This is a genomic window from Maridesulfovibrio sp. FT414, from assembly GCF_050916235.1.
Lineage (GTDB): Bacteria > Desulfobacterota > Desulfovibrionia > Desulfovibrionales > Desulfovibrionaceae > Maridesulfovibrio.
Genome location: NZ_CP104854.1, coordinates 2730197 through 2751612 on the forward strand (window position 1 = coordinate 2730197; position 21416 = coordinate 2751612).

The following is a 21416-nucleotide window of genomic DNA, read 5'->3' on the forward strand; positions in this document are numbered from 1 at the left end:
GGGCCTGATTCACTGACTCTTTCTCGATAGCAGTGGTTTTTGCCAAACTGACTGCGGAACCTACCTTTTTGCCGGGCTGGCAGGATGGATTGATAAAAAGATATGGAATTGCATCCGGTTGTCGTTTAATAATGGCTCATGTTCAGATTATACCGCGTTTTCAAATACAGTCCTTCAAAGTTTACGGTCCTGCTCGGGTTTCTGGTGGTCCAGATTTTCATCAGCCCCATAGCCGGTGATTCCCTGTTTCTGCAGCAGATTATGTATTTCTACACATATCTGGTTCTGCTTTCTGCCATGGCCGCAATAGTCGGGAACAGGGCCAAGCTCTATGCCTATTTCGGGTTGTATGGGGTCTCTCTGGTCAGTTCGATCCTCTTTTTCAGGACCAGGTCTCTGGAGTGGCTGGCCGGAAGTGAGGCTGCGGACATGTTTATGCTCTGTATTGCCATATGGGGAATTCAGCGGTTCATGTCCCGGCAGGCAACTGTTACGCGCGACCTCATAGCCGGTGCGGTCTGCATCTACCTGCTGACCGGGTTGGCCTGGGCGGATGCCTATTCTCTGTGTGAAATATTCCGTGAGGGTTCGTTTGCAGGGATAGACATTAATAGCAGTGTGTTTGCCATACGTGGGGCGCTTACCTATTTCAGCTATGTGACCATGCTTACTGTAGGATATGGAGATGTGATTCCGGTCTCGCTCATGGCCCGGTCGCTTGCCATACTGCAGGGACTGTTCGGGCAGATGTACCTTGCAGTCTTCATTGCCGGAATACTTGGTAAATTCCTTTCCCAGAAAAACGGCAGTACCGGAGATGATTCCGGAAACGGTTGAGGCGTATCCTAGATTTTACGGTCTACTCCTGTTTCATCCTCTTTTTCCTTTTGGAAATCGAAAACAGTGCGGACAGCTTCCGTCTCTGTATTGCCGTAATATTCTTTGGCCTTAATTGGTGAATACAGCTCCATCTGTTCTGCGGGGTCGGCCATTTTCATGGTCAGCTCAACCGGGGGATAGTCTTTTGAATCAAGTACGGGCGGTGCGGTATTTTCGGAGTTGTTCAGGTAGCCGAATTCCTCTCCGTAGGTTGTGTCATATCTGCTGGCGAGTTTGAGATCACCGAGTTCCTGCTTGAGGGCATTGAGGTACTCCTCGCCGCCTTTGCTCAGGTATTGCGAAAAGGCGTCGTCCCTGCGCTTGGTTTCTTTGACGAATTCATCCACGGTTGCATCGGACGGGTCTCCCCCTGAAGCGTAGGCCTGCTCTTTGAGTTGTTCAATTTTCTTGCTGCTTTCCGCAAAAGCTTCTGCATTTCCGCCGAAGATATTGTTTTTTGCATTCTGAGCTGTTGCAGCAGTTACGCTTTCAGCTGTCTCTGAGTAGCGGTTCTGCCCCGCATTCCAGAGGGAACTCTTGGAGGCACCCACTCCTGAGGATATGGCGGAGGTCACTCTGTCGGCAAGGTCGTCCGGGGCTATGGCAAGGTCGGCTGAAGCCGCTTTGGCTTTATCTATTGCCCTCATTACATAGGGCTGGGCTTCTTCCGGCTTTTCCCCGTCCCTGTAGAATGTACGCGATTTGGTCACCGCCATCCTTTTGAAATTGTCGCGCAGGTTGTTCCAGAAATTTTCGCTTACCGAGTCCACAAGCGATTTGACACTGCCGATGACTTTCTCCTTGTCGCCTGTAAAGAACCTGTCGATGATTCGTTCCGCGTTGGAATAATCCTGACCGTCAATGGCGGAGGCAAGCTCCTTGATGTGCTGCCGGTAGTCTTCTCCTGATTTGCCGGACAGAACATTTTCGTTTCCCTGCCGGAAAATCTTTTCAAGTCCCTCCTGCAGTTCCACCGCGCTTTTGTCGACTTCTTCCGTAATTATGTATTCAATCTTTTTCCAGCGAAGCGGGTTGACCACGGTGATCTTTTCATCCGAACTGATTCCCGAGTTCTTTGCTGCCTGCCCGGACTGCCGGTAGGCTTTCATCGAATTGTCCGCAGAGTCGCTTTTGTTATTATTAAATATGAAGTTGCTGGTGTTTGAACGTAAAGAGGAGTTGATAATCATAGGTTTCTCCAGGGTCAGGCCACTGTTTTGAAATTGGAATATGATTCAGTGGGTTGTTTTTCAGCGTACGGGTCTGAGTTGCTCTTGTCCGCGGATTTTTGTTCTGGGACAATATTCTGCAGTTCTTCAAAATCCTTGATGCTTACGAGGCTCTGCGCCTGCTGTGATCCTGCCAGCAGATTTGTGGAAATTGTGTTTTCCGGTTCAATCTGTTCTGTCCCGGCTTCGGTTTCCTGCTCGGCTTCTTTTACCAGCACGGCCTTATGTGATAGTTCGCCGAAGACTTCCTTGAATCTGTCCGAGCGTTCCCGCATGTACCCGCTAAAGGTGTCGGTCTTGCGGGTATTGCGGTGTTTGATTCGATCTATCTGTTCCTGATTGATATTTTCGCCCTCTTTGAGAGCGTAGATGTCGGCCAGCTCCGTGTCGTCTTCCTTGATATTTATGTCGTCGGTATTGAAGACCAGATTGCGCGAGAAATCTGCTGCCGAGGCGGTAACACTTGCGGCATCTTCCGAGTATCTGTTCCGACCGGCATTTTTGAGGTTGTCCTTGGCATTGGCGACGGCTTCCTTACGGATGGAACCGATCAGCCCGGAGAAATCCTGCTCCGAGAATTTATCAACTTCACCTTTGGCCTGATCAACCGCGAGTCTGGCGATGTCCTTTATGCTTATATTCTTATAGAGGCGGCCATTGAATTCCAGATCATATTCGTTTTTGTTGGCCTCAAGATATTTCAGAGAATCATCGATGCCCTTCCAGAACTTGTTTTCCGCTTCCGATGCCAGAGATTTGACCCTGCTGACGATTTTGTCCGTGCTGCCGCCGAAGAACCGATCAATGAGCTTCTCCGCTCTTTTGTAGTCCTGTCCTTTTATGGCTTCGGAAAGTTCATCGATGTGCTGCTCATATTCGTGCTCGCTTTTGCCCGCCAGCAGTTTTTCGCCGCCGGTGAAGATGTCAACCAGCCCGTCATGGAGATACCTGGAGGAAGCATTGATGGCTTTCTCGACCATGAAGTCGAGGTGGTCCTGGGAAATGTTCTTGCCATTCTTTACCGTGTCATCAATTTCTTCCCGTACAGATGAGGCCAATAATGTCTTCTGATTTTTCTTGAGTTCTTCAGGAGAGGATTCCGGTGTGTCGTTGTCAGCAACCCCTACCTGCCCGAAGTTGTAAACTGCTGATTGTCCTGCTGAGCTGATACGCATTTAGGTCTCCATGAAGCGGGTTACACCCGGTAGTTCAAGGATGCTCCGCTTTCTGTGCCGCTTCGGGCGCTCTGGCGGGCTGAGTTGTATTTGTCGCTGTAGGCAATAATGGCGAAGGACATGACAGAAGTCATATCTGTACGGTATGCTTTCCAATTATCGTTTCCTGCAAAATCGGCAGGGAGATCAGGTGCTGCCACGGATAATTCCTGTTCTGTGAACTCCTCTACAGCTGCGGTTGAATCCTGCTTTACCGAGCGGTCCAGCAGAGACTTGAGTTCTCCGGCAACGGCCTTTCCTCTTTTGGAGAATTCCCTTGAAAGTTCACTCTCCTCGAACATTCCTACTCCGGAACTGCGGGAAAGCTGTTCATCAATGTTCTCTCCAAGCACATGCCGCGGGTGTTCAGAATGTTTCCTGCTGTTGATCTCGTCGGTTACATTCTGTTCCTGATCTGCGAACCTGTCAGTATTCTCTGTACTGTTGAGTATGAAATGCTTGGCATACACAGTGGCCGATTCGGTAATCCTTTCGGCCAGTTCCCTGGTGTTGCGCTGCCCGGGGTCTTTCATCTGTGCGGCAGCGTATTCCGCAGCACCGTCTTTGGCCGAATCAATAATGCTTCCGAAATCCATCTCCGTGAGCGAGTTGAATTTTGATCTGGCTTTTTTAATTGCCATATCAACAAGATCAAGGCCGGTAATGCCGTTCTGTTCTCTTATTCCATCACTTATACTCAGACCTTGAGTCTGACGCATCTGCCCAAGGGCCTTATCAATATCGCTCCAGAATTTCTCTTCAACGTCGGCAACCGTTTCTTTCATCCGGGTGATGATCTGGTCTGAGTCTCCGGCATAAAAGCTTTTCAGAGTGTTTTTTACGGCTGCATAGTCTTCGTTTTCAATGGCTTTCGTCAGATTATCAATGTGGGACTTATAGTCCTGTCCGGTATTACCGGAAAGAATTCTTTCCTTATCTTCCTCGAAGATCATTGAAATTTTGTATTCAAGGTATTCGGAGCTGTTGCTGACGACTCTGTCGATTTCAGCATCGATATCAAAGGGTGGAGGCCCGCTGGGGGTCTGCTTGTCTGGTGCGCGGTTGGTTGCGGAAGCGGAAAAGTGTTCCTTGTCGAATCGGGCCCAGTACATGGCTTCATTACGTCTGCCTTCGACCTCAAGTGATCCGATCCTCTCCTGCATCTTAGTCAGGGGATTGGCTGAGGTTTCGCCCTTGCTGTAGAGGTTGAAACCGGAGAAGGTGGATGTCCATGATGGTCCGCTGATTATCATGTTTGAATCTGCCGGTTAAGAGTGTTGTCCCATTGAGTTTTGAGCATGCAGAATGTGTCGCCTGTATACGTTCTATAATCGGCTTCTTCTTTGGTTTTCTTTAGGTGTACTTATAAAAATATACGATAGAAATAATCGATATATCGCGGCTTCAGTTATCGAAAAAAACAAAAAGACGGACATGCAGTTCGGCATGTCCGTCTTCATTCAAATGCGGATTCGGTTGAAATAAAATTGGCTGTTAATAGATCCGTCCAAGTCTGGCAGGTTCTGCTGTTCAGCCTTTTCTCAAAAAAAGTACCCTACAGGGCCGCGTCAAGCAGCAAGTTGTCGCGGTGAATGGCTTCAGGGTAGGGACATTTACCGAGTATGGGTTCAATGTCACAGGATTTACTGCCCATTATGCGGCGCATGTCGCCTGCACTATAACAGGCCAATCCGACGGCCACGGATTTCCCGTCAGCCGTTACCACCCGAACCAGTTCTCCGGCCTTGAAGTCCCCGGTCACATCGGTAATTCCAGCTGGGAGCAGGCTCTTTCCGCCAGAAAGCAGGGCCTTTTCGGCACCAGCATCAATGATCAGGTCCCCGGCGGGGTCGCAGTGGTAGGCAAGCCAGTACTTGCGGCGGGAAACGGATTTCTCGTCCGGGACGATCCAGGTTCCGCAGTCTTCGCCGTTGAAGACCCGCTCAATGATCATGCGTTCCTTTCCTGCAAGGATGAGGGTCGGCACACCGAGCTGGGCTGCGCGGTGGGCGGCGCGCATCTTGGAGAACATGCCCCCGGAACCTACCGCGGTCTTGCCGTCGCACATGGCGTCAAGATCAAGGTCGTGGATGTTCTCAATGCAGGCCAGCGGTTTTGCTTCGGGATTCTTGTCCGGGTTGCTGTCGTACACCCCGGCTGCGGAAGTCAGGTTGATGAACAGGTCGGCTTCCACAACGTTGAGAATCAGGCTGGCGAGGGTGTCGTTGTCGCCGAATTCCAGTTCCTGCACAGCAACGGTATCGTTCTCGTTGATGATGGGGATTACCCGCCATTCAAGGAGCCGCGAAAGGGTGTTGCGGGCATTGAGGAAGCGGGAGCGGTGCCTGAGATCGTCGCGGGTCAGCAGTACCTGTGAGGTTACCAGACCGAAACGGCGGAAGGTCTCGTCGTACTCGTGCATCAGGCGGGACTGGCCGATGGCGGACGCGGCCTGACGTGCCGGGAGATCGTCCAGTTTGTGTCCGCCGGGGATGGACCGGCGTCCGGCGGCAACCGCCCCTGAAGATACGAGAACGATGTCCACCCCGCGTTCGTGCAGGGTGGCCAACTGGTCGGCAAGGCGGCATATCAGCCCGAGGTTGATGCCTTCTGAGGTGGTAAGTACCGCGCTGCCGATCTTGACTACAATCCGTTTAGCGTTGTTGAGCGTCTCAATCCTGTTGCTGGTCCTGCTCATCTGCTTCCTCTTGATTCATAGCGTTGAATCTGTCCCACATATCTTTGAGGAGGTCTTTAACTCCGTCATCGTGGAGAGCAGACATGAAATATACTTTTTGATCCGCTTCCGCTGCCTTGGCCTTGAGCTCGGCAAGGTCTTCTTCGGAAAGCAGATCGATCTTGTTGATTACGCGCAGCTGGGTCTTTACGGCGAGATCTTCGTCAAAAAGGCGCAGCTCTTCGTTGAGCATGTTGAAACCTTCGAACGGGTTATCCAGGCTCAGGTCTTCGGCACTCAGGATGTGTACCAGAAAGCGTGTGCGCTCCACATGCTTAAGGAAGCGGTGTCCGAGTCCCTGTCCTTCGCTGGCTCCCTCGATAAGTCCCGGGATGTCGGCAATGACAAGCTTGTGGCCGTAATCGTCTTCCACTACGCCGAGGTTGGGAACCAGGGTGGTGAAGGGATAGGCGGCAATTTTAGGCTTGGCAGCGGAAATTTTGGAAATAAAGGTAGACTTTCCGGCGTTGGGCAGTCCAAGCAGGCCTACATCGGCAATGATCTTGAGCTGCAGGCGGATGCGTTTTTCCTCTCCGGGAAAACCTTCTTCGGCATAGCGCGGAGTCTGGTTGGTGGAGGACTTGAAGTGGATGTTTCCACGGCCTCCGTCGCCGCCCTTGCAGATGACCATTTCACGGCCTTCTTCAGTCAGGTCCGCGATAAGCTTTTCGCTCTCGTCCTCGCGGTCCACTTCGTAGACAAGAGTGCCGAGGGGCAGGTCAACGATGAGGTCGCCGGCGGCTTTGCCGTATTTGTCGCTACCCATGCCGGGCTGGCCGTTGCTGGCTTCGTAAACTCTTTTCAGGCGGAAGTCGTACAGGGTAAGAAGTTTGGAGCTGGCCCTGAAAATGAGGTCTCCACCCTTGCCGCCGTCTCCACCGCTGGGCCCGCCACGGGGAATGAATCTTTCCCTGCGGAAGGCAACACACCCGTTGCCGCCCTTGCCGGAGCGTACTGTGATTGTTGCTTCGTCTATGAATCTCATAATTTATACCTCTGTTGCCTCCGGCGGCTCTCCATGGTCCATGTCCGGGTGGAGCAGGTGCGCTGCGCGCTTTTGGCGGATGATTTCGCCTCCGGCGGTCAAAACGGGGAATTATGTCAAGAATTCCTGAGGATTGGGCCGGGAAAATTGGGAATCTGGTTATGGGGAAATGTAATTCGGGGCCGCGTTACCAGAAAGTATCTGAAACAGGGCCGTTGTGCCATACAAGAAAAGGCAGGGGACGCATAATTCAATGCGACCCCTGCCTGAAGAAAAGCTTTCGCCTGATTTCTAGGCTTCTGCAGGAACGATGGTTACTCTGGTTTTCATACGGTTTTTGCGCACGTACTTTTCGTACTTTACAACACCGTCTACGAGAGCAAACAGAGTCCAGTCTTTTCCGGTGCCTACGTTCTTACCAGCGTGGATTTTAGTGCCAACCTGGCGAACAAGGATGTTGCCGGCCAGAACTTCCTGACCGCCGAAACGTTTTACACCGCGTCTTTGGGCATTACTGTCGCGACCGTTTTTCGAGCTACCGCCCGCTTTCTTATGAGCCATTGTGAGCCTCCTTAGTAGATTCTGTCGTCAAGCTTAAGCCTGAATGGCTTCGATCTTGATTCTGGTGTAGTCCTGACGATGACCCTGTTTGGTCTGAGAGTCCTGTCTGCGTCTTTTCTTGAAAACGATGATCTTTTTGTCACGACCATGTTCAACTACAGTGCAGGACACTTTAGCGCCATCTACGTAAGGAGCACCGATTTTAACGTCTTCGCCCTGACCGATGAGAAGAATTTTATCCAGATCGACTTTTGTGCCTGCTTCAGCGTCCATTTTCTGGACATTGAGTTCCAGACCTTCTTCAACGCGGAACTGCTTGCCGCCAGTCTCAATTATTGCATACATTTTTACTTACCTCCGTCACGTAAGAGAGGGGAAGATATGCGTATCCGGGTGTAAAAGTCAAGTAGGTAATCAAACTTTTTTCACGGAATCTGTCATGGGATTCAGTAACTGGATTGCGGGTCTTCCTTTCCCCTTGTTATTTCGAATTACCGGGCAGTTAGGGCCCATGCATTCTTTATTTGTTTTCATCTGGTCGCACAGTATATGCGCATCTGCCTTAAGACGCAAGCCCAGCACTTCCTCTGAAACCTGTGCCGCTGCCTTGAGAGCCAGCCATGAATCGCGCTGGCAGCAGCGGGCCGCTTCTATGTCTGCTATATAGCCGAGGGCGGTGAGAGTTCCTTTCTGGGCGATGGATCTTTTTTCCGCCGTCAGGGGCGTTGCTTCCAGAATAGCACTCATGGCCGCCCCCACGCCTACTGCCGCTCCGCAGACACCCATGAACCCGCAGAAACCTCCGGCCACCTTGGCTCCCCTTGAAATGGCCGTTTCAATGGTCCTGTCGTCCACCTCACCGCCGCTGTTGCGGTATGCGGTAACAATTATTCCCGGAACCAGTGCATGGTGTTCTGGGCCGTGCATGGGAATGGCCGGGTGGCTGCGTATTTTTTTCAGCAGGGCAATCATATCTTTTTCGGTGCTGTTTTTAAGCAGATGGGGCAGAATTCCGATTCCGTCCTCGCTGTGGCAGCTGTCGCAGACAAAGTGTCCGTTCAGGCAATGGGCATTGGCTTCATGTTCCTGCCCGCAGAAAACGCAGGTCATCCTGCGGAATTCGGTCAGGTACTCAAGCTCGGACCCGCAGGCCATGCAGCCTTCACGCTGTTTCAGGGCAGACATATCCTGCTTCGGTCCTTCGTTGCCTTTGAGCTCCTTCATTTTGGAGTCACCGGTCTTGTCGAAGGAATCCGGGGTGGGGCAGCAACAGGAACCGCCGATGAAAATGTTGTCTACCGCTCCGCTTTCGTTGATGACGAAGACCTGTTCTCCAAGCCTGTCCGCTTCGCGTCTAGGGAGTTCGGTCACGGAACCGGGGATGAGCATTTCCCCGCCGGAAGTTACGGCCGTTTCAATGGGACCGCGGAACACGGTCTTGACCATCTCGTCTTCCATGGGCTTGAAGGCCGCAAAGGTCAGTGAATAGAAGGAGTGTCCTTCAACAGTGCGGTACGGGAACCTTTTTATTAAGATCACGGAGCCGAAGCCTGACTCCTCCAGCAGCCCGATCAGATTTTTCTGGGTCAGTGCTCCGGCTATGCATTCCCCGTGCAGGGTGTCATTGTTGCGGATTTCCGGTCCGGGTTCTGTTTCGCAGACCACATCGGAAACGGTCAGTCTGCCGCCGGGCTTGAGGATGCGGAACATTTCACTGAAAGTCCTGCGTTTGTCCGCCGAGAGGTTGAGTACGCAGTTGGACAGCAGCAGATCGGCGCATCCGTCCTCAAGGGGCAGTGATTCAAGATAACCCTTGCGGAAATCCATGTTGTCGTATCCGAGATTTGCTGCCACTCCGGCCTGTCCCTTCCGGGCATGGGTCAGCATGGGATCGAGCATGTCAATCCCGGTGACCCGGCCGTCCTTTCCGGTCATGCTGGCGGCGATAAAACACTCGATTCCACGGCCGCTGCCGAGGTCCACCACATGCTCTCCCGGCCTGATGTCCGCATCCATGACCGGTGAACCGCATCCGTAACCCCTGAAGCGGAATTGCGGTGGGATGTGTGCCATTAGAGCCGGGTCGTAACAGGCGGGGTTAAGGATATCTTCCCTGGCGGTGTCGGCAGCTGCGGTGTAGAAATCCTTGACCACGGAAAGGCTGTCGTTCCCGGCAACGGCGAGCAGGCAGTTGGTGTGGGTCAGGGCCACCGGACCATGACCGGAACATCTGTCCAGACGGTCACCCATTTTGAGCAGCAGTCTGGCAGTGTTGTGACTTCTTGATTCTGCGGCCTTTTCGGTGATCAGGTGCAGGGCCGTTTTTTCGTAAAGTTCCTGATACGGATCATCTCCGGTGAAGGTTGAACCGTGCATGTAGCTGTGGTCGGTATCCCCGCCGCCGTGGAAAAATCTGAACGGGGACTCCTGCCCCCGGCAGGTGGACGAACGGAGTTTCCCCAATACGCTGCTTTCTTTCCATGCTTTTTCAAGTCCGGCTGAAAGAGGCGTGCCCAGCTCCTCCATGCCCACTGTGGCGGCTGAAGGGTAGAGCATGGAGTCTGGACCTATTGCCAGTGATTCCCACCCGGCTGTTGAACCGTCGTGCAGGGTGCCGCAGGGAGCGAAGACCATGTTTTTAACGGCTTCGATGTTGTCGATGGTTACCCCGGCGCGTTGCCCTGCCTCGGCCGCCTCCATAAGATGTTGGTAGATGGTGTCGATGCTTGCGAACTGTCCCGCATCTCCGCGTCCGCGGATGAAATACCACATGAAGTGGACGTTGGAGGCTCCCTTTCGGGCCGCGAATTCCACCACGTCCTTCATTTCACCGACGTTTTCTGCAGTAACGCACATGGATAATGTGAAGGGGATTCCGGCAGAGGACAGCCATGAAAGTGATTTTTCGAGGGCTGCGAACATGCCTTTGCCCCTGATCCTGTCATGGGTCGTACCGATCCCGTCGACGCTGATCTGCAGGTGCAGCCTGTTGAAATCGTAATCCTTGCCGGAAAAGAATTTCTGCACGGCCAGACCGTTGGTCAGAACCGCTACATGGCTGCCGTCGATTTTCAGCATGGTGCGGATTATTTCATCCGCGCCGCTGTGGACAAGGGGTTCTCCGCCGGTAAGGGCAAACATTCTGCATCCCAGTTCCTGAGCCTGTTCAGTGAATTCCAGCACCAGCTCAGTGGAGAGTTCCCGTTTTGCCTGCGGGGAGGAGGAGAACAGGCAGTGGCTGCAGGACATGTTGCAGTTGTCGGTCAGGTGGAACCAGAGTTCCCGCAGCAGGTCGGTTTTGAGCAGTCCGGCCCGTCCGGGATACTTACCATGCACGGCATCGGGCAGCCGCAGCAGGAAACGCCTGTCCTCTAGGGAAAGGCTGCACTGCGGATTTTCGAGCATTCTACAGAGGACTTTGTCCCCAGAAGCGGTCGGTACAAACCAGTCCGGGGATTCAGGTCTGATGTATACAGGAAGATTACTGTGCTCAAGTCTGGTCCATTCAGTTATATCAAAAGACAATTTACGTTCTCCTTGGGATGCCTCCGGCGGCCATAGGGGAAAAAACTTTTGCAAAAGTTTTTTACCCTATGGACTCCCCTTTTTCAAAACCTTTCAGTAAGGCTTCGCCACGCTGTATGACAATTTGTCGTAATCTTTTTTGAAAGAGTTTCACCAGCCCTTAGGCGAGCGGTCTTTCCGCGAGTCTTAGAGATGGCGACAGTGGAACAAACCCTTTTGCAAAGGCTCTGTCCTCGTTAGGAGTTGAAAAATATCAACACCGTGTACTGCTTTGAATATTTCAATGACAGTTCGCTCTTCAAAGCGGCGACCCCCGGGGCATTTAATATAATTTCAACACAAACAGATGCCACAGCCGAAGCTATTCCATGGCTGGTGTTCATAGCAAGGCTCTTGCCAGTACCATTACTTCGACATCGGTTGCCCCGGCTTCCAGCAGGGTCCGGGCGCATTCATCGGCAGTTGATCCGGTGGTGAACACGTCGTCCACCAGCAGCACTTTTTTCCCGGCCACACGGGCGTTGTCTGCGGAAAAGGCCTGCAGCAGATTCTCTCTGCGTTCGGTTCCGTTCAGGGCGCTCTGGGGGATAGTCTTGCGGGTGCGTCTGAGTCCATGCGCTGCAAGCGGAATTCCGCTGCTCTTCGCTACATGTTCAGCCAGCACAAGGCTCTGGTTGAAGCCGCGCATGCGCAGCCGTGAAGGGTGCAGTGGAACAGGGACAAGAATGTCAGGCCGAAAGTCATCCAGCTCTTTGCCCAGCGAGGCGAGCATGGGCCTGAATGCCGAACTGAATTCAGTCCTGTTGTTGAATTTCCAGTCCCGGATCAGTTCTTTCAGGATTCCGCTGTACAGGCCGTAGTAGTGTATTCTGCTGAAATGGAAGTGGGTGCAGTCCGCATCCGGTCCCTGATGTTTTTTCTGCACTATGTCTTTGAGGCACTGTTCGCAAAGAATGCTTTCCTGCGTATGCACCTGTCCGCATTTCGGGCAGCGTCTGTGCCTGAAAAGTAGCATCAGGCAGTCGCAGATTTTTCCCGGAGAAAAATGTGAAAGGGTCTCTGCGAACATCATTTTATGTTCTTGTGTGTTTTCAGGATGATGTGAAAGAGTTCTTCTTTGAGGATCGGCTTCAGAAGGAATGAATTGAAACCGGCCTCAAGGCATTGGGCCAGAAGCGGGGAATCGTCTTCCGCGGTCATGGCCATGGTCGGTGTTTTCATCCCTTTTTCACGCATCTTACTGATTATTTCCATTCCGCTCATTCCGGGCATATGAATATCCAGAATCACCAGATCGTAACCGGCGGAGTTCAGTTTTTCGTATGCCTCATCGCCGGTTTCGGCAAACTCGGCTTCTATACCCAACTGGCTGATGTAGGTTTTCATCACCAGTCTTATCGGGCGGGAGTCATCGGCAACCAGAATTTTCATGGAGGAAATATCAACGCTCATGAGTGAGACTCCTTTGCCATGCTTCTGCACCGGCTGTGATAAGCTGACGGCATTTGTCAGGATCGTTCTTCAGGTCCTGTGGATTGTCTATCCCTCTGAAGGTCAGGGCCGGTTGCAGGTCGGCCTTGAAGAATCTGAGAAAGAATTTGAGGGTTAGAAGTCCTCCTTCGAACAGATTCTCTCCTTTGGGACGTCCTGCTACCAGACACGCATAAGCGGGCCGCTCCGGTAGTGAGGTTATAAGCTCTGAAGATGCGTTCATGGCTTCAAAACCCCACTGTCCACGGTCGATGAAGGTTTTCAGGCGCGAGGGCAGATGGTAGAAATAGATGGGCGAGGAAAAGAATGTGAACGGTGCGTGCATGATCTTTTCAAACAGCACCTGTGCACCATCCTTTTTTGCAAACATGCAGCGGTGATTCTCTGTTTTGCGGCATTTCAGGCAGCCTGTACAGTGGTTGAAATCCAGGTCGCCGAGCATGACTGTTTCCGCGTCTCCCCCGGCCTTGCGCATGCCCTCACGGAACAGGACTGCGGCATGGTCACTGTTACCGCCCCGTTGATGACTGCAGGCGAAAATTACCGGGAGTTGGTGCATCATTATTCCTTATTCTTTTTTCAATGGGGTAATCCTGTTGAATTCGGCCCGGACATGGTCCTCTTCCTGATAGGTCAGCAGGTTCCATTCCGGCAGGATTTCCAGTTGATGATATAGCTGGGCTACCGTGTTTTTGTCCACAAGGGCGATAACCTGATTTGTCTTCGCAAAACGGAGGTACCAACCTACCTCCAGTCCTACGCCTCAGCACTTGTTGCGTACGTCGACTATCTTGTCTTTTTCCATTCCCAAACCCGTCCTTTAATTTGCCTCCGGATGATTTTGTTTAATGTTCCGGGAGCAAAATTAAAATGTCTTAATTCCCATTGTGGCAGCGTCAACAGGTCCGCTGGAGTTGATATATTCCTCTTTTGGACAGTTTGTGCTGCCGACTGGTTCACTGCACTCAGGATAAACTAAAAATCCCCCGCTGTAAAAACAGCGGGGGATGAAAAAGCCGGCAGGCTATCCGGTCTAAATCTGCATTCCGCTGAAGAACGGGTTGTGGTTCTTTTCATCCCCCACACTGGTTTCCGGGCCGTGTCCGGAATACACAACAGTGTTTTCCGGCAGGGTAAAGATCTGTTCTTTTATGGAAGACAGCAGTTGCTCTGTGTTGCCGTAGGGAAAATCCGTCCTGCCTATGGAGCGGCGGAAGAGGGCATCACCCACAAAAGCGGCCTGCAGTTCCGGGAAGTAGAAGGTCAGGCTGCCCGGGGTGTGTCCGGGGGTGGCCAGCACACGGCACTTTAGCCCGATAAGTTCGGTCTCTCCGGCGGCAATGTTGTTGCTTTCAAACGGGGTTACCGTGGGAAAACCCATCAGTCCGCCGCGGCCGACTTCGGTATCCATGAGCACCAGATCGTCATCCGAGGCATAGATGTTTTTGCCGCTGGCATCGGCAAGAGCCCGGTTGCCGTAGATGTGGTCGAAGTGGAGGTGGGTGTTCAGGATGCAGTCCAGCTCCACCCCGCTGCTCTTAAGATAACCCATGGGGGCTGCGGGGTCTCCTCCGGGATCAATCACCAGTGCCCTGCCTTTGTTGACGACAACATAGCAGTTGGTCTGAAGCGGCCCAAGAGGGTATATTTTTATTTCACTCATCAATATTCCTCCAGCATCAGCTCTGAAAGCTCCTTGCGTTTGGAGCTGCCTTTCTGGGCCGGGTGACCGGCGGCGATCACAGCCTGCAGTTCGTATTTGTCTTCAGCAAGTTTCAGGACGTCCAGAACCTGCTTTTCCTGATTGATTATCTCGCCGAGCCAGACAGTTCCCAGTCCCAGCGAATGGGCGGCCAGCATCATGTTCTGGATGCATCCGCCTGCGGCCTGATGGTCCTTCATCATGCTGTAAATCTTGTCCTTTTCCAGGAAAAGGCAGATCAGCACTTTTGCACCGCGCACAATGTGTCCATATTTGGTGCAGTTGGCAAGTTCTTCAACACGAGGATCTTCACTGCGGATTACCAGAAATTTCCACGGCTGGTTGTTAAGTCCGCTGGGGGCCCAGCGTCCGGATTCCAATATGGCGGTCAGGTCTTCCCGGGTGACTTCCGCAGCAGTGAATTTCCGTATGGAGCGTCTATCCTTCAGGGCCTCAAGGATCGGATTTGATTTGGTCATGGTCTAATGCTCTCCGATTAGAAGGGAACGCCGCGGAAGATGTTTATCTTATTGATGGCCCGGTCGAATTCTTCCGGGTTGAGCTTCCGGTTCAGATCCTTGTCGTAGTCTTCAAAATTGGTGCGCAGCTGAATAGCTTCAGCTTCCTTTTCGTCGATGATGCCGTCTTTGTTGGTGTCGGCTTCATCAAAGGACGGCAGCGGCTGCCTTATCTCATATTTATCGACAATAGTGCAGACTATGTGGCGGCCATCGGTGTCCATTGTTACATCTATGAAAGTTCCAGGTTCGATGTAGAGTTTGGTGCAGGTGTCCCCGGACCAGAGGTCTATGCCGTTTTTATCTTCCATGGCCAGTTTTACCTTGGCCTTGCCGCCTTTCTTGTCGAAGCAGTCCTTGTTGTAAAGGGCGTTGCAGGTGCAGTCGGTGATTGTTCGTGGTTTGATGCGTCCGAACTTATAATCGCCGGATTTTCCCCAGACCCTGACGACGTTGTCAGTATGGTTGATCACGGTGAAGAGTTTTTCTTCGGCAAGGGCGGATGTCGCTGTAAAAAGCATCAGTACGGCGCAGAAGAATGAAAGCCTTATGGTCATTATTGTCCCCCGGAGATTGGTGTTTCCTGTTTCTAAGCATAGACGGTCCTAATTGCAAGGAGAGGCTTGTTCGGTTTTTATGGATGCGGGAATGAAGAATGTTTTCGGAATATGATTTGCCTCGGAAATATAAAAGCCCCTCCTGCTCAATGGCAGGAAGGGCTTGGGTCTCGGTGACTGTGTGACGGCTTGGAATTTTAAACCAGTTTTCCGAAGGACAGTATGATGTTCTTGCGGTAGGTACGGTTCTTCCAGACCTGTTCGGCACCGTCTTCGGCTATTTCCTTTACGAGGATCTTACGCAGTTCCTCTTTCTGGATTTCGCCGAGTCTCAGTTCGCTGATGTCTCCGAGCAGGGTAAGCGGGTCGGAGTAACTTGCCGGAAAAGGTTCATCTGCACTATCTTTGCAGAAGAAACAGATGGTTCCGGAATGGTAATTGCCGGTGGCTTTTTTTACGATATCAGTCATTGGTCTTTCTCCATGTTTGCGTCCTGCTTCCCTAGAAGAATGCCCTGAAGCAGTGGACGCCGGGTATTCCGCATTGCAATTCTTTTGCATCACAGAATATTCCTCATCCGGGCATTTTAGCTTCATCTGTTTTTCAGGTGGGATCGCAAGTGTCCATAAATCATCCCACCAGAGCTTCCGGCTGTGCCGGACCCCCCAGAAATCAAAAAGGCATTCCCTGTCGGAAATGCCTTTTTTAGAAATATATCTAAAATACCTCTCATGGGCCCCTTTACGGGGAGGCATTGGCACCTTGTCCCCTAAAGGGCAGGTTGCCGGATGGTCAACGGGCCGATTCCCTCGCATCCTCTTCATGAGTTCAGCTCTGTTACCGAGCTGTTGTCTTTTTGATTCAAAGAACGTGCAACTACGTTATGCACGCGGTGTTTCCACGTCAACACTTTTTTGACCATTAAGGGCAGAAAATGCGTCATCGGGATTCAAGGTCCGCAGTACCGGAGGGCAACCGCATGATGCGGAAACGAGTTCATTCTCGTAGATGATGCTTTCCCTGATGATTTCGGCTGTGATGCCGGTCACAGTGGCAAGGCTGGCGTGGCAGAGGGGAATGAAGAAACAAAAAAGGGAAGATGAAATCTTCCCCCAGTTGTTAAATCTGTTTCAGCCCTGTCGCTGAAGATTGTATGCCAGAGGCTAGCAGGGCTCGTAATAACAGCGCTTAGGGCTATGTACCTTGCCCTGTTTCTTGAGTTCCTGAATGGCTTTGGAAACTTCCTTGGGATCTTCGCCGATGGCTTTTGCCACGTCACCGGGACGAACCGGTTTGCCTGCATCCTGCATTGCTTTGAGTACTTTATTTTCCATTTTGTGCTCCTTATTTTTAGTAAAAATTACTATTAGTGTTTTATGTTGAATATGTCAAGCGACTCATCCAAACGACTGCTCCATAACTGTGGTAATTCGCATTATCCGGCTTTGTTGCCCATTTGTTTCTATTCAGGAAGTTCTTTAAGGCTGCAAAAAGGAACAGTTTCTGTTAGACTGATGGGAATGGTGTGTTTCTGTTAAACGGTAGAGGTGTAATAATAATCGATGGGAGTTGAAAACCCTTGACTTTTCAGGCGTACATCTCTAGTCCCCGCACTTGACGGCTGCCCGGTTCCGGGCGGCGACTCCAGCCGGGACGACATCCCGTATATCAATTCAATGGAGGATTTATGAGTGACCCCAATACTGGAAAGGTGGACTACAGATAAGTCCACAGAACTCTACGGCGTCCGTGAATGGGGCGCCGGCTTTTTCGGTGTGTCCGAGGAAGGTGCTCTTCAGGTTACGGCCGACCCCGGCTGTTTCGAGAATGCGGTCAGCATTCCTGAGATCATCGCAGGTGTGCAGGAACGCGGACTGGATATGCCGGTCCTTCTTCGCATCGAGAACATCCTCGATACTCAAATCTCACTTCTTAACGAAAGCTTCCTTACAGCGATCGGTAAACTTGATTACCGCGGCTCTTATCTTGGTGCTTATCCCATCAAGGTAAACCAGCAGCAGCAGGTGGTCGAGGCCGTTACCCGCCACGGCGAGAAATACCATCACGGTCTTGAGGCCGGCAGTAAAGCCGAGCTCATCGCCGCCATGGGTATGTGCCGTGATACGGAAGCTGTGCTCATCTGCAACGGCTACAAAGACGAGGAATTCATCGATCTGGGGCTTTATGCCACCCAGCTCGGGTTCAAGTGCGTCCTTGTAATCGAGATGCCCGGTGAGCTGCCTCTAATTATCGAACGGGCAAAAGCCAAGGGAATCAATCCGATTCTCGGCGTCCGGGTCAAGCTCTCCTCTCAGGCGGGCGGACTCTGGGCCGAATCCGGCGGTGACCGTTCCATTTTCGGACTTAACTCCACCCAGATCATCGATGTGATCGACAGGCTCAAGGAAGCTGAAATGCTCGATTGCCTGCAGCTGCTTCACTACCATCTAGGTTCGCAGATTCCGAACATCCGCGAAATCCGCGGGGCAGTGGCAGAGGCAAGCCGTGTATACGCCGGACTGGTTTTCGAAGGCGCCAATATGCGCTACATCGACCTCGGCGGCGGTCTGGCCGTTGACTACGACGGAACCCAGACCAACTTCATGAGCAGCCGAAATTATTCGCTCAGCGAATACTGCATCGACGTGGTCGAGGGTGTAATGACCGTGCTCGACGAGCAGGGCGTGGATCATCCGACCATTGTTACCGAGTCGGGCAGGGCGCTGGTAGCCTACTATTCCATGCTGCTCTTCAACGTGCTTGATACGGCCCGCTTTGAGCCGGACCCCCTTCCGGAGTCTCTGCCCGAAGATACCAACATCCATATCCAGCATCTTTTTGAAGCACTCAAGACCCTTAACCTGCGCAACATTCAGGAAAGCTTCAACGATGGCCTTTATTACCGTGACGAGGTCCGCCAGGCGTTCAGCGGCGGCAAGATTTCGTATCGGGAGCGTGCCCTCGGCGAGAACGTTTTCTGGGAACTTGTGCGTCGGATCAATGTGCTGATCAAAGACCTGCCCTCGCTTCCTCAGGAGCTTGAAGGCATAGGCCTGGCACTTTCCGACATTTATTACTGCAACTTCAGTGTGTTCCAGTCCCTGCCGGACGCATGGGCCATCGGGCAGCTTTTCCCGATCATGCCTGTGCACAGGCTGAATGAACGGCCTGTCCGTGAAGGCATCCTTGCGGATATAACCTGTGACTGTGACGGTAAGATCGACCGGTTCATCGACAGTCAGGGTGTGAAGAGGACCATGCCCCTGCACGACTTGAAGGAGAACGAGGAGTACTACCTCGGTGCCTTCCTTGTGGGTGCTTATCAGGAAACTCTCGGCGACCTGCACAACCTTCTCGGTGACACCAATATTGTCACCCTGAAGATCAGGGGCAACGGTGAGTTCGACTTTGTCAGCGAACTTGAAGGCGATACCGTGGAAGATATTCTTTCCTACGTGGAATATGATACCAAGTATCTCTTCACCCGCTTCCGTGAAACCGCTGAAAATGCGGTTCGCAAGAAGTTGATTACTCCTGTTCAGCGCAGGGAAATTCTGGAGGCCTACAAGAACGGTCTTCAGGGCTACACATACTTTGAAAGATAACAGACCCGTATTTACGGGATATATATGGGGATAAAACTATGTCCAAGGTTCTGATCATCGGTGCCGGTGGAGTGGGAAGCGTAACTGTACACAAGTGCGCCATGCTGCCCGAGGTTTTTACCGAAGTACATCTGGCGAGCCGTACTCTCAGCAAGTGCGAAGCCATTGCCAAATCCGTTAAGGAGCGCACCGGTGTCGATGTGCCTACCTACAAGGTGGATGCAGACAACGTTCGCGAAACAGTAGAGCTGATCAACAAGGTCAAACCCGACCTGCTGGTCAACCTTGCTCTGCCTTATCAGGATCTGGCCCTCATGGATGCCTGTCTTGAGACCGGCGTCAACTACCTTGATACCGCCAACTACGAGCCGCCGGAAGAGGCGAAGTTCGAATATAAATGGCAGTGGGCCTATCAGGAGCGCTTCAAGGAAGCAGGACTTATGGCTCTGCTCGGCTCCGGCTTTGACCCGGGCGTGACCAACGTCTACGCCGCCCATGCCATGAAGCACCACTTCGATGAAATCCACGAACTGGACATCATCGACTGCAATGCCGGTGACCACGGTCAGGCTTTCGCCACCAACTTCAATCCCGAGATCAACATCCGCGAGATCACCCAGCGCGGCCGTTACTGGGAGCGAGGCGAGTGGGTTGAGACCGATCCGCTGTCCTGGTCCATGGATTACATCTTCCCCGAAGGAATCGGCAAGAAGAAGTGCTACCTCATGTACCATGAAGAACTTGAATCCCTTGCCATCAACATCAAGGGTCTCAAGCGTGCACGCTTCTGGATGACCTTCGGTGAGCAGTACCTGACCCACCTGCGCGTGCTGGAAGGCATCGGCATGACCTCCATCGAGCCGATCGAATACAACGGCCAGATGATTCAGCCCCTGCAGTTCCTCAAGGCCGTGCTGCCCGAACCCGGCTCCCTCGGTCCGCTGACCAAGGGCCGCACCTGCATCGGTAACGTGATGAAGGGCATCAAGGACGGTAAGGAAAAGAAGATGTACATCTACAACATCTGCAGCCACGAAGAAGCTTACAGGGAAGTAGGTTCTCAGGCCATCTCCTATACCACCGGGGTTCCGGCCATGATCGGTGCCATGCTCATGGTTACCGGCAAATGGTCCGGCAAGGGCGTATTCAACATGGAACAGCTTGATCCCGATCCGTTCATGGAAGCCCTGAACAAGTACGGTCTTCCATGGAACGAAGTGGAACTGTAGTGAAAAAGAGTGCATACGGCTTCAACCCGTTTGAAGCGAAAACACCGTGTTATATAGTGGACGAGGACCTTCTGGAAAAGAATCTGGAGGTCCTCGCCTCCGTTCGGGAGCGTGCGGGATGTAAAATCCTGCTCGCTCTCAAGTGTTTTGCCATGTTCAGCACTTTTCCGCAGCTTGCAGCGAAGCTGGACGGGGTCTGCGCCAGTTCTCCGCATGAAGCGAGACTTGGACGGGAGGAGTTCGGCAAGGAGGTTCATTCCTTTGCCGCCGGTTATTCCGAATCCGATATTGCCGACCTGTGCGAAACCAGCGATCATATAGTTTTCAACTCCTTTGCCCAGCTTGAACGTTTTCGCCCGCTAATCCATGAATACTGTTCAAGCGAAGATCGCAGGATCGATCTTGCGGTGCGCATCAACCCGGAACATTCCGAAGGTGCTGTGCCCATCTACGATCCCTGTTCTCCCGGTTCACGCTTGGGGATACGCAGGGCCCATTTCGATGCCGACAATCTTGACGGTATCATCGGGTTGCACTGGCACAACCTCTGCGAGCAGGATGCTGACTGTCTTGAACGGACCATCGCCGCAGTTGAAGCCGGTTTTGCCGATGTGCTGCCGCGCATGCAATATGTCAATTTCGGCGGCGGGCATCACATCACCCGCGAAGGGTACGATGTGGACCTGCTGGTGGATCTGATCGTCCGCTTCAAGGAGAAGTGGGGCGTTGAGGTCTACCTTGAGCCGGGCGAGGCCGTAGCCCTGAACAGCGGTTTCCTTGTTGCTTCGGTCCTTGATGTGATCGAGGCGGACATGCCCATCGTGATTATGGATTCTGCTGTGCCCTGCCACATGCCCGATGTTATCGAGATGCCCTACAGGCCGAACATCGTGGGTTCCGGAAAGGCCGGAGAAAAAGCATGGACCTGCCGTATCGGCGGACCTTCCTGCCTTGCCGGTGATGTGGCCGGAGAATACTCGTTCGATCAGCCTCTCAAGACCGGAGACCGTATTGTGTTCACCGACATGGCCATCTATTCCATGGTCAAGACCAATACCTTCAACGGTATTCAGCTGCCTTCACTCTGCCTGTTCAATTCCGCGGACGGCAAGGTGAGGGTAGTGCGTGAGTTCGGGTACGAGGATTTCAGGAATCGTCTTTCCTGAGATTGGGTGCGCTATGCG

At 52.5% G+C, this 21416-nt stretch carries 21 protein-coding genes and 1 riboswitch; of the genes, 4 read left to right on the plus strand and 17 right to left on the minus strand.

The window, feature by feature from the left end; genetic code table 11:
• Positions 1-138 precede the first annotated feature (138 nt).
• Entirely contained in the window at positions 139-837 is a 699-nt protein-coding gene (locus tag N7E73_RS12085) for a potassium channel family protein (RefSeq protein ID WP_432735010.1), read from the plus strand.
• A gap of 8 nt (positions 838-845) precedes the next feature.
• Here the strand turns inward: N7E73_RS12085 and N7E73_RS12090 are convergent, their stop codons facing one another.
• The 17 genes from N7E73_RS12090 to N7E73_RS12170 all read right to left on the minus strand — a co-directional run bounded on the left by N7E73_RS12090 (position 846) and on the right by N7E73_RS12170 (position 16732).
• Positions 846-1988: a hypothetical protein gene (locus N7E73_RS12090; protein ID WP_432735011.1), complete on the minus strand. Its 1143-nt coding sequence runs from the start codon at positions 1986-1988 to the stop codon at positions 846-848.
• A gap of 95 nt (positions 1989-2083) precedes the next feature.
• Positions 2084-3283 (minus strand): hypothetical protein, encoded by a 1200-nt coding sequence (locus N7E73_RS12095; RefSeq protein ID WP_432735012.1) that lies wholly within the window; start codon positions 3281-3283, stop codon positions 2084-2086.
• 20 nt (positions 3284-3303) lie between these two features.
• Positions 3304-4575, minus strand: a complete 1272-nt coding sequence (locus N7E73_RS12100) for a hypothetical protein (RefSeq protein ID WP_432735013.1) — start codon at positions 4573-4575, stop codon at positions 3304-3306.
• Between the two features lie 302 nt (positions 4576-4877).
• Positions 4878-6020: a glutamate 5-kinase gene (proB, locus tag N7E73_RS12105; RefSeq protein ID WP_432735015.1), complete on the minus strand. Its 1143-nt coding sequence runs from the start codon at positions 6018-6020 to the stop codon at positions 4878-4880.
• A complete protein-coding gene (gene obgE, locus N7E73_RS12110; protein WP_432735017.1) occupies positions 5995-7044 on the minus strand; it encodes a GTPase ObgE in 1050 nt (349 codons plus the stop codon). The genes proB and obgE overlap by 26 nt, the downstream gene beginning before the upstream one ends.
• A gap of 291 nt (positions 7045-7335) precedes the next feature.
• Complete coding sequence (gene rpmA, locus N7E73_RS12115; RefSeq protein ID WP_432735019.1) at positions 7336-7605, minus strand: 50S ribosomal protein L27; 270 nt, start codon at positions 7603-7605, stop codon at positions 7336-7338.
• Between the two features lie 33 nt (positions 7606-7638).
• Positions 7639-7950 (minus strand): 50S ribosomal protein L21, encoded by a 312-nt coding sequence (gene rplU / locus N7E73_RS12120; protein WP_432735020.1) that lies wholly within the window; start codon positions 7948-7950, stop codon positions 7639-7641.
• A gap of 69 nt (positions 7951-8019) precedes the next feature.
• Complete coding sequence (locus N7E73_RS12125) at positions 8020-11130, minus strand: DUF5714 domain-containing protein (RefSeq protein WP_432735022.1); 3111 nt, start codon at positions 11128-11130, stop codon at positions 8020-8022.
• A 379-nt stretch (positions 11131-11509) separates the two neighbouring features.
• Positions 11510-12202, minus strand: a complete 693-nt coding sequence (locus tag N7E73_RS12130; RefSeq protein WP_432735023.1) for a ComF family protein — start codon at positions 12200-12202, stop codon at positions 11510-11512.
• Entirely contained in the window at positions 12199-12582 is a 384-nt protein-coding gene (locus tag N7E73_RS12135; RefSeq protein ID WP_432735024.1) for a response regulator, read from the minus strand. The genes N7E73_RS12130 and N7E73_RS12135 overlap by 4 nt, the downstream gene beginning before the upstream one ends.
• On the minus strand, positions 12572-13183 hold the full coding sequence (locus N7E73_RS12140; RefSeq protein WP_432735025.1) for a flavodoxin family protein: 612 nt from the start codon (positions 13181-13183) through the stop codon (positions 12572-12574). Before N7E73_RS12140 ends, N7E73_RS12135 begins: the two co-directional genes overlap by 11 nt.
• Before the next feature lie 6 nt (positions 13184-13189).
• Complete coding sequence (locus N7E73_RS12145; protein ID WP_432735026.1) at positions 13190-13321, minus strand: hypothetical protein; 132 nt, start codon at positions 13319-13321, stop codon at positions 13190-13192.
• A gap of 333 nt (positions 13322-13654) precedes the next feature.
• The gene (locus N7E73_RS12150) at positions 13655-14284 is read right to left on the minus strand and encodes an MBL fold metallo-hydrolase (protein ID WP_432735027.1); all 630 of its coding nucleotides are present in this window, start codon (positions 14282-14284) and stop codon (positions 13655-13657) included.
• Positions 14284-14802 carry a nitroreductase family protein gene (locus N7E73_RS12155; RefSeq protein WP_432735028.1) on the minus strand — a complete coding sequence of 173 codons (519 nt, stop codon included), beginning with the start codon at positions 14800-14802 and terminating at the stop codon, positions 14284-14286. The genes N7E73_RS12150 and N7E73_RS12155 overlap by 1 nt, the downstream gene beginning before the upstream one ends.
• Before the next feature lie 17 nt (positions 14803-14819).
• Positions 14820-15398: a hypothetical protein gene (locus N7E73_RS12160; RefSeq protein WP_432735029.1), complete on the minus strand. Its 579-nt coding sequence runs from the start codon at positions 15396-15398 to the stop codon at positions 14820-14822.
• A gap of 197 nt (positions 15399-15595) precedes the next feature.
• Positions 15596-15868, minus strand: coding sequence for a hypothetical protein (locus N7E73_RS12165; RefSeq protein ID WP_432735030.1), 273 nt, complete (start codon positions 15866-15868; stop codon positions 15596-15598).
• A gap of 256 nt (positions 15869-16124) precedes the next feature.
• Positions 16125-16227, minus strand: a riboswitch (SAM riboswitch).
• A 334-nt stretch (positions 16228-16561) separates the two neighbouring features.
• Entirely contained in the window at positions 16562-16732 is a 171-nt protein-coding gene (locus N7E73_RS12170) for a transcriptional regulator (protein WP_432735031.1), read from the minus strand.
• Between the two features lie 357 nt (positions 16733-17089).
• Here N7E73_RS12170 and speA point away from each other — a divergent pair, with 357 nt between their 5' ends.
• The 3 genes from speA to nspC are packed head-to-tail and all read left to right on the plus strand — an operon-like array spanning position 17090 to position 21398.
• Complete coding sequence (gene speA / locus N7E73_RS12175) at positions 17090-19003, plus strand: biosynthetic arginine decarboxylase (protein WP_432735032.1); 1914 nt, start codon at positions 17090-17092, stop codon at positions 19001-19003.
• 38 nt (positions 19004-19041) lie between these two features.
• Entirely contained in the window at positions 19042-20232 is a 1191-nt protein-coding gene (locus N7E73_RS12180) for a saccharopine dehydrogenase family protein (protein WP_432735033.1), read from the plus strand.
• A complete protein-coding gene (gene nspC / locus N7E73_RS12185) occupies positions 20211-21398 on the plus strand; it encodes a carboxynorspermidine decarboxylase (protein WP_432735034.1) in 1188 nt (395 codons plus the stop codon). Before N7E73_RS12180 ends, nspC begins: the two co-directional genes overlap by 22 nt.
• The last annotated feature ends 18 nt before the right edge of the window (positions 21399-21416 follow it).